Origin of the sequence: Taurinivorans muris, assembly GCF_025232395.1 — a bacterium.
In the GTDB taxonomy this organism is placed as follows: domain Bacteria; phylum Desulfobacterota; class Desulfovibrionia; order Desulfovibrionales; family Desulfovibrionaceae; genus Taurinivorans; species Taurinivorans muris.
Genome location: NZ_CP065938.1, coordinates 1,419,587 through 1,436,673, shown reverse-complemented (window position 1 = coordinate 1,436,673; position 17,087 = coordinate 1,419,587). Strand labels below are relative to the sequence as shown.

Here is a 17,087-nt window from a genome sequence, read left to right as displayed (position 1 = left end):
ATGCGCATTACCCATAATATGATGTATAATTCAATGAGCAAGAATATGAACACTATTCTTAGCGATTACATGAATTACGGCATACAAATGTCCACTCAAAAACGTGTCAACAATCCTTCCGACGATCCGACAGGCACGGTGCATATTCTCAATTACCGCGCTTCCATCAATATCAACGCGACCTATATCGACAACTCCAAAGAAGCGAGCGCCTGGCTTAAAAGTACGGACGGAGCGCTGCAGCAAGCGCAAACCGTGCTGACGCGTATCACGGAACTTGCCGAACAAGCGTCCTCGCAAACGTATTCTCCTGAAAACAGAATGCAGATAGCCACGGAGCTCAGACAGAATTTCGAGCTTCTGATGAATATCGCCAATACGGAATATAACGGCACGCATATTTTTTCCGGACATAAGACCGACAGTCCCGCCTATACGAAAAAACTCGGAGTCATGACGGAAAGTGCGGAATTCAATAAGGCGATTTTTGATGTGCAGGGAGAGCTGCCTCAAACAGCCATGATTCGTTTTCCTCAGGACGGTGAAATCGGCGGAGCGAATGACCTTACTTACGAATATTCAAAAGACGGCGGAAAAACATGGGTGACAAAAACCCTTGCGGCAGGCGACACGACGCTCAATCTCGACGGCTGCCTTGTCAATATGGCATTGCCTGAGGCCGTTCCTCCCACCAATCCTCCGACTGCGGCGCCGGTGCAAGTCACCGCCTATAATCCGGATGCGGAAACTTCACCTTCCAACGGTTCCATGCTCTATATCCGTCCTTCCGCCCATTATATCGGAGATGACAACGATTTTCCTCCGGAAGTGGACGTTTACGGCGACAGTATCGGTTCTGCCGATGCGCAGGGTATTTTCAAATCCGATGTGCAGATTAAATTTCCCGATGATGTCAGCGTCGGACAAGACGGCACCATTGAATTTCAATACAGCAAAGACAATGGCTTGACATGGGAGACGGGAAAAGCCACAACTTCTGCAGGCAGTACGTCTGTTCGCGTCGTTGTTCCGGGAGGATACGTCGATGTTGAAGCGAAGAACGGCGTAAGCATTGATGCCGGCTCCCAATTCGTCGTCCGTCCGAACAGGGCGGAAGAACAGGGCTATGAAATCGCTCCCGGAGATTTTGTGCATATCACCAACGATGGCAAGGATATTTTCGGCGGTCTTTATCAGGCGAAGGGCAGCAATCACGCCACCCCGGTGGAAGAACCCAATATCTTTGAAACGATTTCGGATTTGATTGCGTACTGTGAAACCAATAACAGCGACGGCTGCGGACAATCTGTCGAAGATTTGAGAAAAATGAGCGAGCATTTGGTCACGAAGCTTGCCAATATCGGCGGAAGAAGCAACCGTGTCGAAGCGAATCTGACTGTCATGCAGACCCATCAGCTCAATCAGCAGGAGCGCATGAGCAATATTGAAGATATTGACTTGCCTACGCTTCTCAATAATATTAAAAAGCAGCAAGTGACGTACCAAGGGGTTTTGCAAACGTCCAGCATGATTATGAACTTAAGCCTTTTGAATTATATTTAACACTTTATAGGTGGCATATGCTTATTTTAACAAGAAAAGCGGGCGAAAGCCTTTATATTGGCGATGATATAAAAGTTACCCTTATCAGCGTGCAGGGCAAACAGGCCCGTATCGGAATCAATCTTCCCGATACCATGACGGTATACCGTGAAGAAGTTTATAAGCGTGTCATGCAGGATAATATTTCAGCAGGCAGTTCCGACAATAAGGAACTTGCCGACAATGCCAATTATTCAAGACTCATGGAAACGCGAATCGGCAATATTGAGCTTGACAGAGATAAATTTATCCATATGCCCAAAGGGCTTATCGGCTATGACGATGAAAAGGAATACACCATCATCGAATACAGGCAAAATTCGCCTTTCTATATTTACCAAAGCACAAAAACCCCTGATTTCGGCGTCTTGATTACCGACCCGTATTTCTTCCTCAGCGAATATACGGTTAAGCTCAGCGAAGCGGAACAAAACATCTTGCAGGCGGAATCGGCGGAAGACATCAATGTTTTCGTTACGGTGACCATTCCTCACGGAAAACCGGAAGACATCACCCTGAACCTTTCGGGACCTATCTTTATCAACTATAAAAAGCGTCTTGCCTTGCAAGTTCCGCAAGACATCACCCCTACGAAAGTATTGTTAAAAGACTGTCTTGAAAAACTGAACGCTGAAAACGAAATCTAATCGCTTGCGGATTTTTCTCTTTTGTGCTAATTTTTCATCAATAAATTATGCATGATTAGAGAAAAACTATGGCAAACAGGGTTTATCCGTTTTCTTGGGAATTAATCGGAGATGTTAAAAAAGGGCGTCCTCATATCGGCGAAGACACCCGTCTTGAAATATACCGTCTTTTTCAATTCACCATACGCGATGTTTTAGAGCAGGAATTAGGCTCTAAAGAGAAAGTCGACCATATTTTCTTTGAAGCGGGAAAATTGGCAGGGAAAAGTTTTGTTGAAAAATTTGTCGGAAAACAGGAAACGCTTTATATTTTCCTTTCTCTTCTTCAAAAAAAGCTGCAGGAATTTAAAATTGGGATTTTGCGTGTGGAACAAGTTTCCCAAGATGATATCAATCTTATTATTTCCATAGAAGAAGACCTTGACTGTTCGGGGCTTCCCGATACGGGCATGGAAACCTGCCACTATGACGAAGGCTTTATCAAAGGTGCTTTGGATTTTCAGACAGGAAACAGGTATTCTGTCAAAGAAATCGATTGTTGGTGTCTTGGAGGCAGAACTTGTCGTTTTGAAGCGCAAAAAACGGATAAATGATTATGCCTTTCAGCGATGAACAAAATAAACTTTTTCAAGAACAAGCTGACGAACTAAGCAAAGAACATACGCGATTAAGTAAAGACGCCCAGGAAATCCTGCATATTATTCTTGAACTTTTGCAGCAAAACGCAAAAGAGTTTCATCCCCCCGAATTTTTAAACGACATTTCGGAATTTAAACAAATACAGAATACTCTTGCGGACATACAGGAATTTTGCGAATCCATAAGAAAAGGCAATTTGGAACATTCCCCGAACACTCGCAATTATTCCATAGCCCAGCTTAAAGCCATTCAAATGGAACTGCGCAATTTGGTTTGGCAAATACTGGAGATCGGCAAAGAGAAAAATTACGCTTCTTCCGATGAACTTCATAATGATTCAGGCGCGTTTCAGTCCATTGTCAAACACATCAGTTCGACCATACATGAACTTCACCAATCCTCCCAGACATTTGAAAAGATTTCTTCGCATGACCCTCTGACAAATTATTATAACAGGAACGCCCTTAAAAAAGAATTTCTCAACGCAATCAATTTCGCTGCGGACAGAGGGCATACATGCGCTCTTTTTCTTTTCGACCTTGACCATTTCAAAAGAATCAACGATACGTACGGACATACTGTCGGCGATCTCACTCTTAAAGAATTTGCCCGAAAAATTCAGGAGAGCATTCGCGATTCGGATCTCTGCTGCCGTCTTGGCGGAGAAGAATTCGTTATTCTTTTTCCCAATGTCGCCATAGAATTTATTCCTAACATCGATGAACGGTTCAGAAAGAATGTTGCGGCTTTGAACGTTGAAACGGAAACCGGTTCCGTTTCCGTCACGTTCAGCGCGGGCATTACCTATTTTACTCCGAAACAGCATATTGAATACGGCGATTTTGAAAAACTTCTTGATTTTGCAGACAAACTCCTCTACCAAGCCAAAGAGGCGGGAAGAAACAGGAGCATTGTCAAAGAATACGCCTAATGCGTTTTTTTTATGATTTTATCTAAGGAAAAAACTTGCTTTTTTCCGTTTTTTAAGAAAAAATGAATAGTTCGTGCTGAAGATTTTTATTGGATACGGTTAGTTATGGAGCAATTTTTTCAACAAATTATCAACGGTCTCGCCATCGGGGGCATTTACGCCCTTGTCGCTCTCGGCTATACGATGGTTTATGGCGTTCTTAAGCTTATCAACTTCGCGCACGGCGATTTGTTCACGATAGGGGCATACCTTGGCATGACGCTGTTCGTAAGTTATCGTCTTGCGGATATTCTGCCTGTTTACGGCTCCATTATCCTTGTAGCCCTCATGGTCATGGGACTTGTCGCCCTTGTCGGCGGACTTCTGGAACGTATCGCCTACCGTCCTTTACGTAATGCAAGCAGACTTTCCGCCGTTGTTTCCGCCGTGGGCGCATCTATTTTCTTTCAAAACGCCATTCTTTTGATTTGGGGCGGCAATTATTATGTTTATCCTGAAAGTGTTCGGCCGACAACGATTATCAGCCTCTTCGGCATGGGCGTGCCGCTTATCCGCTTTGTGCTCATTGCCGCGTCCGTCATGCTCATGCTTATTTTATATTGGTTTATCCACAGAACCAAAACAGGAACCGCCATCCGCGCCGCCGCCATTGACCAGGGAGCGGCTAAACTCATGGGTATCAATGTGAACCGCATTATCGCCCTGGTTTTTCTCATCGGTCCGGGGCTTGGCGGAGTCGCAGGCCTCATGGTCGGGCTTGCCTACGGGCAAATTGATTACAGCATGGGATTTTCCTATGGACTGAAAGCTTTCACCGCCGCTATTTTGGGCGGTATCGGCAATATTCCCGGAGCCATGATCGGCGGGCTCATTCTCGGACTTGTCGAGACCTTGGGCGCGGCTTATCTCACTATCGCATGGAAAGACGCCATTTCTTTCTTTGTGCTTATTCTTATTCTCATCATTCGTCCTACGGGTATTTTAGGGGAAAGGGTGGCTGACAAATTATGATTGCGAAAAACCTATCTTCAAAATATTCCTATTTTTACGGCTTCGGGCTTTTCGCCCTTTTCATGGCGGTTTTGCCCCAAATGCTCAACTCCTATTGGACGGCTGTTTTTGTCAGCGTAGGTCTGGGCACGCTTCTTTCCCTTTCCCTCAATATCATTTTAGGGCAGGCTGGCATTTTTCACATGGGACACGCCGCTTTTTATGCGGTCGGCGCTTATGTCACCGCTATTTTGAATACCCGCTTCGGCATTCCCATTTTTTATCTCATTCCTCTTGCAGGCATTGTTTCCGCCCTTTTTGCGGGTTTGGTGGCTCGTCCCATCATTCATTTGCGCGGGGATTATCTGCTTATGGTCACTATCGGCATTGTTGAAATCGTGCGTATCGCCCTTGTCAATGATATCGGCGGATTAACGGGCGGCGCCAACGGACTTTTCGGTATTTCCCGTCCTGAATTTTTCGGCATTAAAATCAAAAAAGACATTCAATTCTATTATTTGATTTGGACTTTTATTTTCGCAACCCTCATTCTTTTTCATTGGCTTCATAATTCACGCTTCGGACGGGCTTTGTCCTGCATAAAGGAAGATGATATCGCGGCGGAAGGCTGCGGTATCGACGTCGCCCATTATAAGACGACGGCGTTTATGCTCGGCGCGTTTTGGGCAGGTATGGCTGGAACCCTTTTTGCCGCAAAAATGACTATTATTTCACCGGGTTCTTTTACATTTTGGGATTCCGTTCTTCTTTTCGCCGCCGTTATTTTGGGCGGCGGCAGCCAGGCGGGAGTCATTTTAGGCGCTTTTCTCGTTTTTGGTTTGCCGGAAATTTTCAGAAGTTTCGCAGACGCCCGCATGCTTATTTTCGGTATCGCCCTTATGGTCATGATGATTATCCGTCCGCAGGGAATTTTACCTCCCCGCCCCCGCACGTACGTTCTTCCTTCTGCGTGGATTGAAAAACTGAAAACCATAGGGGCAAAGGACGCATAATATGGATACTCCCTTGCTTTCTTTGGAAAATGTCACAAAATCTTTCGGCGGAATTAAAGCTGTCAACAATATGAGTTTTGAAGTCGCCGACGGTTCCGTCATCGGTATCATCGGTCCGAACGGGGCTGGAAAAACAACGGTTTTCAACCTTATTACAGGAAATTACGTTCCTGATGGCGGCGATATCCGTTTTCAGGACAAATCCCTGACAAAGCTCAAACCTCATCAAATTGTCGAGCAGGGTATTTCCCGCACGTTCCAGTCCATCCGACTTTTTTCCAATCTGCCTGCCATAGAAAATGTCCTCGCCGGCCGCCATTGCCGTATGCGAAGCGGGCTTTTTTCCTCTCTTTTCCGTTTTAAAAATCAGCAAAAGGAAGAACAAGCCGCTCTTGAACGCGCCATGCGGGAATTGGAATTTGTCGGACTTGCTTCCATGTGGAATGCGCGGGCAGGCTCGTTATCTTACGGCAATCAGCGTCTTTTGGAAATGGCGCGGGCTTTGGCTTCCGATCCCAAGCTTATCATTTTGGACGAGCCCGCCGGCAGTATGAACCAGCCGGAAACGGAAGTCCTTATCACTCTTATCCGCGCTATTCAAAAACGGGGTATTACCGTCATGCTTATCGAACACGATATGGGACTTGTCATGAATGTCTGCGAGAAGCTTGTCGCCATTGAATATGGAACAAAAATAGCCGAAGGTCTGCCGGACGATGTCCGCAATGATCCCCGTGTTATTGAAGCGTATCTCGGCCGTGATGATTAATGGGGGTAACATGTTTTTGGAATTGAAAGATTTACGGGCGGGATATGGGCAAGTTGAAGTTTTGCATGGCGTCAGCCTGCATGTCAATAAAGGTGAAATCGTCAGCATACTGGGAGCGAACGGTGCGGGTAAAACGACAACCATGCACACAATCAGCGGTCTTGCCACCATTATGAGCGGAAGTATCCGCCTTGCGGATGAAGAAATCAGCAAACTTCCCAGTCATGAAATCGTTACCCGGGGGCTTACCCAATCTCCGGAAGGCAGACGTGTTTTCAATTCGCTTACTGTTTTGGAAAATCTTAAGCTTGGTGCCTTTACCATTGAAAATAAAAAACTCATCAATGAAAGTTTAGACTGGATATACGGACTTTTTCCCCGCCTCTACGAACGCAGGAGCCAAATGGCGGGAACTCTTTCCGGCGGTGAACAGCAAATGCTCGCTATCGGCCGCGCCCTTATGGGACAGCCTGAAATTTTGCTTTTGGATGAACCTTCCCTCGGACTTGCGCCGCTTCTTGTGAAAGCTATTTTTGAAACAGTGAAAAAAGTCAATGAAAACGGCGTGACCATTCTTATTGTCGAACAGAACGCCAAAGCTGCCCTGAAAATCGCCACGCGCGGTTATGTTATGGAAATGGGACGTATCGTTATGGAAGACAGTGCGGAAAATCTTCTTGCCAATCCAAGCGTGCAGAAAGCGTATTTGGGGCATTGATATAAATCTTCCCATATGGGCGATAAACCTCCCTTTTTTCAAAAAGGGAGGTTTATTGTTATGGTTATTTCATAAAGAGCATGATAGATACGATTATATGGAAAATTCCCGTGGAAGCCGCCGTTATATCCACCTGCCTGTCAAGGACAAGGGTTTCGCGGCTCGTATAAACCTTATAGGCGCTGTACGCAAGAGGCAAATAAAGAATAAGAAGCAATAGGTACGTATTTGGAAGCATAACCCAGAAATACACCAGCCAGCATAAAAAAGCGCTCAAAACAAGCAGGACGTGATAATAACGGGCGTATTCGTCGCCAAGGCGCAGAGCGAGCGATTCTTTGCCGTAAACGGCATCGCTCTTCATGTCGCGAATATTGTTGACATTAAGCACCGCACAGGAAAGCAAGCCCGCGGCGCAAGCCGGAAATCCGGGAAGATGGTAAAAAGAGCCGCCATACAGACAATAGGAACCCGCTACCGCCACAAGTCCAAAAAAAATGAAAACGTAAAAATCGCCTTGAGCCCGGTATCCGTAAGGATTTTTTCCCATAGTGTACGACATGGCAGCCCATATGGAAACAAGAAGCAATACGCTGAAAATCGACCATGCCCAGATATTGTTTCCGAAGCTGACATAAAAAAGAAGCAAGGAAAACAGCACGATGAGAGCTACCACAAAAAAAATGGCCCGCAGCATTTTCTTCGGCGAAATCACGCCTGATGAAACAACGCCTTTCGGTCCCTGTCGCAAAGCACCTTCAAGGCCTTTTGTCGCGTCGCCGTAATCATTGGCAAAATTGGTGAGAATTTGCAAAAGCACACCGACCACAAGACTTAAGACAAATATTTTCCATGAAAAAACATGGTCAAAACTTGCGAAAGCTCCCCCTAAAACCACTCCGGACAGGGAAAGAGGCAAAGACCTAAGCCGCATCGCCCGTATCCAACAAAAAACCGTCTGCATCATTTTATCTCCGTTTGACTATTTTTCTGCATGGAAGCTTCCAGTGCGTGATTGAGCGAAGAAGTACGGAAATACACTATGCCTTTTTCCAAATCTTCTTTACGCTGATATTGCATCTGCAAGAAATAACGGCGTAAGGTCCATGCTTCATAATCGACAATATCCAACTTTCCCCGGCTGTCCTCATTTATGTATTTTGCCAAAATCCGCGCTGTTTCCTCATGGGGGAAATACTCTCCCTCGTGATATATATGCAGCATGTTGTTTTCTGCGGTGAAAACTTCTTCACCTAAATACCATTCCGCGCACAGCGCTGAAAGCTCCCGTATGCAAGCCTCTGCTGCCGGTTCAAAATGTCCGAAAGCTTTTATGATAACCTCGCGCAAAGCTTCATCTCCTTATAATATAGAATAAAATTCTTGTAAAACCATTTTCCTGTTGAAAAAAATTCGTTCTTCTTCATGTAAAAAAGAAATATTCCCGCAGTCTGCCGTAGACAAAACAGGAATATTTTTCTTTTGAAAATACGTGACGATTTTTTGGGAGGGAAAATTAAATCTGTCGAATTTGCCGCAGGATACAGCCACATACCGCGGGTTGACAGAAGCGTAAAAATCTTCAGCATAGCTGCTTTCGGAACCGTGGTGGGGCAAAATCAAAATATCGGCTTCCAGGGAATGGAGTTTGGCATTGTGCATGGCAGCAAGTTTTTCCAAAACAGGCGATTCGCTGTCCCCGCAAAACAATGCTATTCCTTGGCTGTCTTTGACTAATCGCAAAACAAGCGAACTGTTGTTGGCGGTATATTTTTCCAAAGACCAAGGACCCGGCTTTTTAGGAGGATACAAAACTTCCAAGCCGTAGCCGTTTCCCAAATCGAGAAAATCCCCTCTGCCTAATTTCACAGCCGGCAGATTTCGCATGGTTAATTCTTTATCCAGAAATTTTTTCGCATAACTTCTTTTTTCAATACCGATACTTGTTTCCGCATATTTTTTCACTGAAAAGATGTTTAAAAGAGGAGCAATACCGTTGATATGGTCGTAATCGTCATGGCTTGCCACGATGTAATCGAGTTTTGGAAATCGGTTTTGCGTTATTGCTTTCGCAACAATATCTTTTCCCACATTGAAACGCTTTGAGCGTGTTCCGCCGGCATCAAGCAACATATCCGCATTGTTGGTCCGCAAATGAATTGCCTGTCCGTGCCCCACTTCAAACAGGGAAATTTGCACATAGGGTTTCAGAGGGATAAAACGCAAAAAAACCGGCATGAAAAGGCAAAAAATTGCTATGCGAAGAAAAAAATCGTTTTTCGGATTTTGTTTTTTCCATGAAAAGAACAAAAGGAATATCAATAAATAAAAACCGATGAATGACAATCCCAAAGGGCGTATTCCGTGTGCCGATATTAAGAAATCAGGCAAAAAAACGGAAAGTTTTTCCAAACAAAGGATAAAAGAGGAAACAGGCAGGCAGGCGAAGTCCAAAAGCGTTTGGGCGAAAGGAAAAGCCGAACATAAAAATCCTGCAAAAGCGGCGGGCATCACCCAAAAAGTCAAAAGCGGCAGCCATGCGGCATTGAGGAAAAAAGACCAGCTTATTTGTCCGAAATAAAGCAAAAGAATAGGAATAATCGCAAGTTGGACAGCAAAGGAAACAACAAACACCGAAAAAAGCGGAAAACAAAATTTCCGCATATAAAAATTTCCGTGCCTGAAATGCGTATCATACATAAAACGCAAAAACGGCAAAAGCAGAGCAATGACGAATACGCACGAAAAAGAAAGCTGAACGCCCAAAAAATACAGTGACAGCGGTTGAATGAAAATAAAAAATGCCAGAGCATAAAACAGTAAATCAAGTAAAGTCAACTGCTTGGCGTTAACATAAATTATGCCTGCAAAAAAAAGCATGGTATACGCTCTGAGCAGTGAATAAGGCGAATCGCCGAGCCAGCAATATAAAAATCCTAAAACAAGTCCGAGTGAAACCGATAACTGGGGTCTTGAAATATGCAAAGAACAGCGGGGGTATAAGCAGGAAATTGAAAAGATGAGGAAACAAGCCAAAATGCCCGCAAAAGTCAAATGCTGTCCGGATAACGCCAAGGAATGGGATAGATTATGCGCGGTGAAAAGATCGAGGGTGTTTTGCGTCAAATAAAATTTATCCCCGAAAAGCAAAGCGGGAAGAATGGCTTTTGCCTGCCCTTGCGGGCTGTTCAAATATGTTTTAATTTTTTCGGGATTGTTTTTTGTATTTTGTTTTTTCATTGCTTCGGCAAAAAGCACTGAAACAAATCCGTACCGCAGGTTTTCCCGCTGCCTGCTCCAATACTTTCCCTCGCCCTGCACATTGACCGCATTTTCATAGTCATAATTCCAAGCTCCGTACCATGCCCCTTGGAATTGATAATATTGCCGCAAACTGCGGTGAAAAGGGCGGATCGCGGCGTTCGCCTGCAGATATTGCCCGACACTCGGCCGCTTTGCAAAAAAGTCATAGGTGCATGTGTAAATCAGCTTTCCTTGGAGTTTTTTATCGTTATGCAGACAAATTCTATGCGTTTTTTTATGCACTTCGGAAAGGGCGATGCGTAAACGCCCGTCCGGCAAACCTTGCACACTTTCAATTTTTCCGCAAAATTCCCGTTTTTCAGACGGATTGAAATTTGTTTGGTAATACGCCTCGCTTTCTGCGTTTTGTTTCGGTTCCCGCCATTGCGCATACAGATACGCCCCTGCAAAAACAACGCATAAAATCAAAATCCGCAGAAAACGTTTATCGGGATACTGTAAAAAAATGAAAAGCGTTAAAAGAATGAAACAAAAAACAGCATGGAAAGGATAGACCAAAGCAAAAATGCCGAGCACGGCACTCAAAACCGAATATTGCCAAAAAAGCAAGGTAACAGGTTGATATTGCTTTTGAAAATCTTCTCGCATATTATTTGAACGTACGCAGCCTCAAAGCGTTTGTCACCACGGAAACGGAAGAAAGCGCCATGGCGGCTCCCGCAAACATGGGCGAAAAACTTATGCCGTGGGAGAAATAAAAAAGTCCGCACGCCACCGGTATAAGAATGATATTATAACAAAACGCCCAAAAAAGGCTTAATTTGATATTGTTCATGGTCGCTTTGCTCAGGCGCAATGCCGTGTCAAGTCCTTCGATACCATGCAGAAGAACAATATCGCCCGCTTCAAGGGCTATATCCATTCCGCCGCCCATGACAATTCCCACATGGGCGGAAGCCAAGGCGGGTGCGTCGTTAATGCCGTCACCTGCCATAGCCACAATGTGCCCCTGCTCTTTCAGCTTGGCAATGCAAGCTTCCTTTTCCGTCGGCAGCACTTCATAAAAGCAAGATTCTTCCGCAATGCCGATTTTTTTCGCCACGGCAAGCACGGTCTTTTTATTGTCGCCGCTCAAAAGCACAGGACGGATATTTTGTTTTTTCAATTGTCCGATAAGGGCGAAACTTGCTTCGCGTATGCTGTCTTCAATGGAAAACAGGGCTATTATTTTCGCTTCATCGATTTCAGCGAAGAACAAAGGGCTTTTGGCTTGTTCCGTAATGACGTCAATGCGGTTTTGCTCTTCAGCGTTTATTGTGATTCCTTCTTCCGAGAGGAAGTTTTGATTGCCAAGAACATATTTTTTGCCTTTATGTTCGGCATAAATGCCCCGCCCGGTTTTTTCCCGCACATTTTCAAGCAAAGGCAAAAGCGATTCATTTGCGGAAAAACTCTCTAAAAACGCCTGTGCCAATGGGTGGGCGGAATTTTTCTCCATGGCGTAAGCAAGAGAGATAATTTCCTGCGGATTTTCGCTTGGTGAAACATATTCGAGCGAAACGTCCGCCTTGCCTTTTGTCAGGGTGCCGGTCTTATCGAAAACCACGGTATCCGCTTTGCCCGCAAGCTCCAATGCCGTTCCGTTCTTTATAAGCAAGCCGAGCTTCGCCCCCCTGCCGGTGGCAACCATGATGGACATGGGCGTTGCCAAGCCCAAAGCGCAGGGGCACGCCACCACAAGCACGGATACGGTAAACAAAATGGCGAGCCCGAAATTTTCCTGCATGAAAAACCAGTAAACAAACGTCAGAAGAGCGATACCCAATATGGCAGGAACAAAATAAAGGCTGATCGTGTCGGCGTATTTGGCAATGGGCGCTTTGGAACTTTGCGCTTCCTGCACAAGACGGATGATTTTTGCAAGAACGCTGTCTTCGCCGGTTTTTTCCGCACGCATGGTCAACGCTGTGCCGATATTGATCGAACCTGAAATAAGACTGTCCCCCTCTTTTACCGGGTAAGGCATATATTCTCCGGTGATTGCCGAGGTGTCAAGACTGCTTTCGCCTTTCACAAGTATGCCGTCCACGGGAATTTGTTCACCTTTGGGGATAAGAAGCGTATCTTCCGGAAAAACATGTTCTGTGCCGATACGTTCCTGTCCGCCGTTTTCCTTTATGCGGATGACAGTCTTGGGCGAGAGGTCCATAAGCGATTTTATGGCGAGGGATGTTCTGCTCTTCGCCTTTAATTCCAAATATTTTCCCAAGGAAATCAGGGCGATGATTACGGCGGAAGACTCGAAATACAAATAATGCACGGCATGTTTCAGCAAAAGGGCGTATTCCGTTTCTCCGTTTTTCAGCATGAAATCCGCACGGAAAAACTGTATGGCGTAATAAAAGCTCACAATAAAGGCAACTCCGGTTCCGAGGGCGACAAGCGTATCCATGTTCGGCGACTTGTGCCATAGGCTCGGAATGCCTTTAATGTAAAAATCCCTGCCGGACCATAAGACTATAAGTGTGCAAATGAATTGTATCAAAATGAAAAGCCCGGCTGATAAGGAAAAAATCACCTTGCCCGAAGTATGGAAATCCGCAGATGCGTGAGAAATTCCGACCCAGCCTGCGTGACACCCCATGGCAAGGATGAACACAGGCAATGTGAACAAAATTTCAATGAGAACCCGGCGTTTTTTTTCCGCCAGTTCCTTTTGCATGCTTTCCTGCTGTTCTTGCCACAAATTCACGGCGCTTACGGAATTGTCTATATGAAAAACCCTAAATCCGAGATTTTCGATTTTGCCTGCCATGCTTTCAATGAGCCGGCTTCTTTCTTCCTTGGAAACATTTTCCCGCAAACGTATCACAGCCATGCCGGACGCAAGGCTGACGCTCACTTTTTCCACTTCCGGCATTTTGGAAATCACTTTTTCGATACGGGCTGAACATGCGGAGCAATGCATGCCTTCAAGTCTGAATTTTATTATTGAATCAAACATAGGGTAACCTCGATATGCTATTCTGAAATTTATTTGAATATACGCCGTTTAATACGGATGTGCAATATAAATGTACTTGCACATACGCCGCAAAAAAACTTATATATTGTTATTGATATGAATATTAAAATCAATATTTAATGATTTTACTATATTATGAAAATGGTGTTTTTGCTGTTTCGGCGTTTTTTCATATATCTGCAAACGGCTCTTGCACATATTCAAAAAAAAGCTTATATGGGTGAAATAAAACTCAAAAAAGGAAGCGCTTATGTCAACAATAACCGTAAATGGCATGCACTGCCAAAATTGCAGCAACTCCGTGAAAGAGGCGATGGCAAAAGCCGGAGCGAACAATATCGTTGTCGACCTTGAAAAAAAATGCGTATCTTGGGAAGGCTGTCTTACCAAGGAGCAGGCAAAGGAAATTATCGACAATCAAGGCTTTGACGCCGTGTTATAGTTTTCTTCGCGAGTATTCCGATACGCTGCCATATTCAGGGAAAAAACGGTTCGTACCGTTTGGACGTACGGGGCATGTTTGTTTTTGCCTGATTTTTTTAATGGATAAGAATAAGCCTTGACCCTTGTGAGCGCAAGGTTCAAGGCTTATAACGCTTTCTCATTAAAAAATATTGAATGAAATTCAAAAAAGCGGCTAGGTGATTTGCAGCGTTCCCTTGGCTTCGGAAAGCAAGGCGATGACTTCTCCGCCGCCGATGATTTCATACCGTTTGTCAATTTGGTCTTTTGTAAAGCCGTTGTGGGTCAAGCACGCGTCACAAATGCAGACTTGTCCGCCCATTTCCATAAATTGTTCCCAAATTCCGCCGACTTCTTTGAAAGGAGCGCCGATGTCGATCCCTTTGGTTGCGTCCGGCACGCTGAATTCCACGGCTTCAACCATAAGCAAAATGGTTGCGGAAAGCCCTTGCTTCAATGCATTCAGCCCCATGACGGCAGCCACGGTGATATTGTTTTGATTGGCTTTACCGGTAAAAAGCGTCACGACAAATTCTGATAATTGCATATTTTCCCCTTTTAAAATTGATTTAATGACTTCTTTATGCCACAATGCAGACAATAAATCTGTGAGTTGGTCACAAAACATGAAGAAAAATCAAGATTATTGCAAATAAAATGTAAAATAAACGGCAAATGGGGGCTTATGCAGACAAAAAACAATCTTTTTCAAAAATATTATCCTTTTTGGAACAATTTATCCGAAAGCGAAAAAGAACAGTTCAAAACCTATTCGGGCACGAAAACATTTAAGAAAGGCGAAAATATCAACAGGACGGATGAGTGTGCAGGTTTTGTGCTTATAAAATCGGGGCAAATCCGCATTTATATTGTTTCGGAAGAGGGCAGGGAAGTCACCCTTTACAGGCTTTCAGAAGGAAATATCTGCATTTTCACCGCTCAATGCGTCCTTGATTCCATTTCTTTCGATGTGATTGTCGAAGCGGAGCAAGACACGGAGCTTATGATTTTAAGCCCGGGCAGATTTCATGCCGTTTCCGAAAAAAATATTTTCGTCAAATGCTTTGGTTATGAACTTGCCACAAAACGGCTTTCTGACGCCATGTGGACACTGCAGCAAGTGCTTTTCATGCGTGCGGACAAGCGTTTGGCATTGCTTCTTTGCGAAGAGATGAGAAAGAGCAGGTGCGATGAAATAAAGCTCACCCATGAGCAGATTGCCAAATATATGGGGTCTGCCCGCGAGGTGGTCAGCCGTTTGCTCAAATATTTCAGCGACGAAGAAATCGTTAAACTATCCCGCGGAACAGTCAAAATAATCGATAGGGAAAAGCTTATGGAAATTGCCGGATAGCGGCATAAAAAAACCGGTAATTCTTTTATGTCTACCGGTTTTTTATTTGTTTCGCTGATTTTTTGCTGTGTTGCTATGCCGTCAGCCTTTGTCCGCGGAGGATTTTTCGGAGCTGCCGCTTATTCGCTGACCAGCTGGCGTATGGTTTTTTCATAAACCAAAGCGCCGCTGCACAAATCTTCCGGCAAAGCGTATTTTTCGCCTGTTTCCGAATTGACTTGGTTGGCGACAAGCAAAAGTCCCGCCGGCACGACCATTCCCATGGGAGCGGCGTCAAGAGCCGTTCCGCAGTTCATTTCAAAATATTCGAAGCCAAGTTCATTTGTGGCGTTTTTGTAGGCGTTTTGCACCAATTCGGACATTTTTACGCCGCCGCTTCTGGAAAGAGGCACGATATCAACGCCAATGCCGTTCTTTTCGGCGACCTTGACAATGATTTCCTTGATTTTTTCGCTGATGGCGGGCAAATTGGATATTTCCAAATTTCTTATGTCAATGGTAAAAATACATTCGCCGGGAACCATGATCGGCGTTCCCGGATTACAGCAGATTTGTCCGACGGTGAACCTTGTGTTTTCGGGGAATATGCCGGACGCGACAGCTTTTTGTATTTCCGTGTGGCATTCGATAAAACTGACGACCGGGTCCCTGCGTTCCTTGAGCGGGGTCGCCGCAAAAACGGATTCGCCGTGATAAATGATCCTGTAACTCCGCATGGCGCTGATAGCTTTGACAATGCCGAGCTTATAGTTGTTTTTAAAAAGCCTTCTTTCCTGTTCGACGTGGGCTTCGAGATAGGCGTAAACAGTATGGGGAACTATTTGTTCGTTTTCAAGATTGGCAGGGTCCAAACCGAATTTTTCAAGCATATCCCATGCATTTGTTTCATCATTGCAAAGGGATTTCAAATCGTTTGGCTTAATAATGCCGGTTATGAGCTTGCTGCCGAGGCAGGTCGTTCCGAAATTTGCGCCTTCTTCTTCGGCGAAAGCGATAAATTCAATGCTGCGGTTAGGAATGAAGCCTTCTTCGCGGAATGAGCGCAATGTTTCGAGGGCGGCGACAAGTCCGAAAGAACCGTCGTATTTTGCGCCGTTTTGCACCGTGTCCAAATGCGAACCGACAATGACCCTGGGCAGGTCGGTTTTACCTTTTATATGGGCGTGCAAATTGCCGGCACCGTCCGCCCGTAAGGAAATTCCCATGCGGGAAAATTCTTTTTCAAGCCATGACTGGGCCAATGTGGCTGTGTGCGACCAGGAAAAGCGGGTCACGCCGTTGCCTTTGGTATCATTAAATGCCGTTGAAAACTCTTCAAGCTGTGACAAAAAGCGTTGTTCATTCATAATGCTTCACCTAAAAATTATTTATGTCAGTATGGCACAAAAAAAAGAATTATTCAACAGTTAAAAGAACAGGAAAATACCGGAAAAATGAAAAAATAAGAAAATAGAGGCGGAAATAAAAAAACGGCAGACTGCCGCTTTCATTCTTCAAAAAAATGGTGGTGCCCAGAGCGAGACTTGAACTCGCACGACCGTTTCGGGTCCAGGGATTTTAAGTCCCTTGCGTCTACCAATTCCGCCATCCGGGCATCAGCACAAAAAATAAATACATAGAAACAATGATTTTGTCAAAGGAAAATATGAAAATTTAAAAAAACCAAGATAAAC

Annotated in this window: 16 protein-coding genes, 1 tRNA gene and 1 pseudogene; 11 read left to right on the top strand and 7 right to left on the bottom strand. The window is 44.8% G+C overall.

The window, feature by feature from the left end; translation table 11 throughout:
* From flgL to JBF11_RS06750, 9 genes and pseudogenes are all read left to right on the top strand, one after another.
* Nucleotides 1-1,563: a flagellar hook-associated protein FlgL gene (gene flgL / locus JBF11_RS06790; protein ID WP_334314736.1), complete on the top strand. Its 1,563-nt coding sequence runs from the start codon at nucleotides 1-3 to the stop codon at nucleotides 1,561-1,563.
* A gap of 17 nt (nucleotides 1,564-1,580) precedes the next feature.
* Nucleotides 1,581-1,778: pseudogene (gene csrA / locus JBF11_RS06785) on the top strand (carbon storage regulator CsrA); the annotation flags it as partial.
* A gap of 27 nt (nucleotides 1,779-1,805) precedes the next feature.
* Nucleotides 1,806-2,249, top strand: a complete 444-nt coding sequence (fliW, locus tag JBF11_RS06780; protein WP_334316325.1) for a flagellar assembly protein FliW — start codon at nucleotides 1,806-1,808, stop codon at nucleotides 2,247-2,249.
* Between the two features lie 68 nt (nucleotides 2,250-2,317).
* Nucleotides 2,318-2,842, top strand: coding sequence for a V4R domain-containing protein (locus JBF11_RS06775; protein ID WP_334314735.1), 525 nt, complete (start codon nucleotides 2,318-2,320; stop codon nucleotides 2,840-2,842).
* Nucleotides 2,843-2,844: 2 nt separating this feature from the next.
* On the top strand, nucleotides 2,845-3,819 hold the full coding sequence (locus tag JBF11_RS06770; RefSeq protein ID WP_334314734.1) for a GGDEF domain-containing protein: 975 nt from the start codon (nucleotides 2,845-2,847) through the stop codon (nucleotides 3,817-3,819).
* 105 nt (nucleotides 3,820-3,924) lie between these two features.
* On the top strand, nucleotides 3,925-4,830 hold the full coding sequence (locus JBF11_RS06765) for a branched-chain amino acid ABC transporter permease (RefSeq protein WP_334314733.1): 906 nt from the start codon (nucleotides 3,925-3,927) through the stop codon (nucleotides 4,828-4,830).
* Nucleotides 4,827-5,822 (top strand): branched-chain amino acid ABC transporter permease, encoded by a 996-nt coding sequence (locus JBF11_RS06760; RefSeq protein ID WP_417168616.1) that lies wholly within the window; start codon nucleotides 4,827-4,829, stop codon nucleotides 5,820-5,822. Before JBF11_RS06765 ends, JBF11_RS06760 begins: the two co-directional genes overlap by 4 nt.
* A gap of 1 nt (nucleotide 5,823) precedes the next feature.
* Nucleotides 5,824-6,591, top strand: coding sequence for an ABC transporter ATP-binding protein (locus JBF11_RS06755; protein ID WP_334314732.1), 768 nt, complete (start codon nucleotides 5,824-5,826; stop codon nucleotides 6,589-6,591).
* A gap of 10 nt (nucleotides 6,592-6,601) precedes the next feature.
* Complete coding sequence (locus tag JBF11_RS06750; RefSeq protein WP_334314731.1) at nucleotides 6,602-7,309, top strand: ABC transporter ATP-binding protein; 708 nt, start codon at nucleotides 6,602-6,604, stop codon at nucleotides 7,307-7,309.
* A 64-nt stretch (nucleotides 7,310-7,373) separates the two neighbouring features.
* Here the strand turns inward: JBF11_RS06750 and menA are convergent, their stop codons facing one another.
* The 4 genes from menA to JBF11_RS06730 are packed head-to-tail and all read right to left on the bottom strand — an operon-like array spanning nucleotide 7,374 to nucleotide 13,577.
* Nucleotides 7,374-8,276, bottom strand: coding sequence for a 1,4-dihydroxy-2-naphthoate octaprenyltransferase (gene menA, locus JBF11_RS06745; RefSeq protein ID WP_334314730.1), 903 nt, complete (start codon nucleotides 8,274-8,276; stop codon nucleotides 7,374-7,376).
* Entirely contained in the window at nucleotides 8,273-8,659 is a 387-nt protein-coding gene (locus JBF11_RS06740) for a hypothetical protein (protein WP_334314729.1), read from the bottom strand. Before JBF11_RS06740 ends, menA begins: the two co-directional genes overlap by 4 nt.
* Before the next feature lie 12 nt (nucleotides 8,660-8,671).
* Nucleotides 8,672-11,221 carry a DNA internalization-related competence protein ComEC/Rec2 gene (locus JBF11_RS06735; protein WP_334314728.1) on the bottom strand — a complete coding sequence of 850 codons (2,550 nt, stop codon included), beginning with the start codon at nucleotides 11,219-11,221 and terminating at the stop codon, nucleotides 8,672-8,674.
* A gap of 1 nt (nucleotide 11,222) precedes the next feature.
* Complete coding sequence (locus JBF11_RS06730) at nucleotides 11,223-13,577, bottom strand: heavy metal translocating P-type ATPase (RefSeq protein WP_334314727.1); 2,355 nt, start codon at nucleotides 13,575-13,577, stop codon at nucleotides 11,223-11,225.
* 271 nt (nucleotides 13,578-13,848) lie between these two features.
* On the opposite strand from JBF11_RS06730, the gene JBF11_RS06725 reads away from it, so the two are divergent.
* On the top strand, nucleotides 13,849-14,040 hold the full coding sequence (locus tag JBF11_RS06725; protein WP_334314726.1) for a heavy-metal-associated domain-containing protein: 192 nt from the start codon (nucleotides 13,849-13,851) through the stop codon (nucleotides 14,038-14,040).
* A 195-nt stretch (nucleotides 14,041-14,235) separates the two neighbouring features.
* On the opposite strand, the gene JBF11_RS06720 is transcribed toward JBF11_RS06725, so the two are convergent.
* The gene (locus JBF11_RS06720; RefSeq protein ID WP_334314725.1) at nucleotides 14,236-14,607 is read right to left on the bottom strand and encodes a DsrE family protein; all 372 of its coding nucleotides are present in this window, start codon (nucleotides 14,605-14,607) and stop codon (nucleotides 14,236-14,238) included.
* A 138-nt stretch (nucleotides 14,608-14,745) separates the two neighbouring features.
* Between JBF11_RS06720 and JBF11_RS06715 the strand changes: the two genes are divergently transcribed.
* Complete coding sequence (locus JBF11_RS06715) at nucleotides 14,746-15,414, top strand: Crp/Fnr family transcriptional regulator (RefSeq protein ID WP_334314724.1); 669 nt, start codon at nucleotides 14,746-14,748, stop codon at nucleotides 15,412-15,414.
* A 119-nt stretch (nucleotides 15,415-15,533) separates the two neighbouring features.
* On the opposite strand, the gene JBF11_RS06710 is transcribed toward JBF11_RS06715, so the two are convergent.
* Both JBF11_RS06710 and JBF11_RS06705 read right to left on the bottom strand, forming a co-directional pair.
* Entirely contained in the window at nucleotides 15,534-16,760 is a 1,227-nt protein-coding gene (locus JBF11_RS06710) for a hydantoinase/carbamoylase family amidase (RefSeq protein WP_334314723.1), read from the bottom strand.
* Between the two features lie 159 nt (nucleotides 16,761-16,919).
* Nucleotides 16,920-17,008, bottom strand: a tRNA-Leu gene (locus tag JBF11_RS06705).
* Between the last annotated feature and the right edge of the window lie 79 nt (nucleotides 17,009-17,087).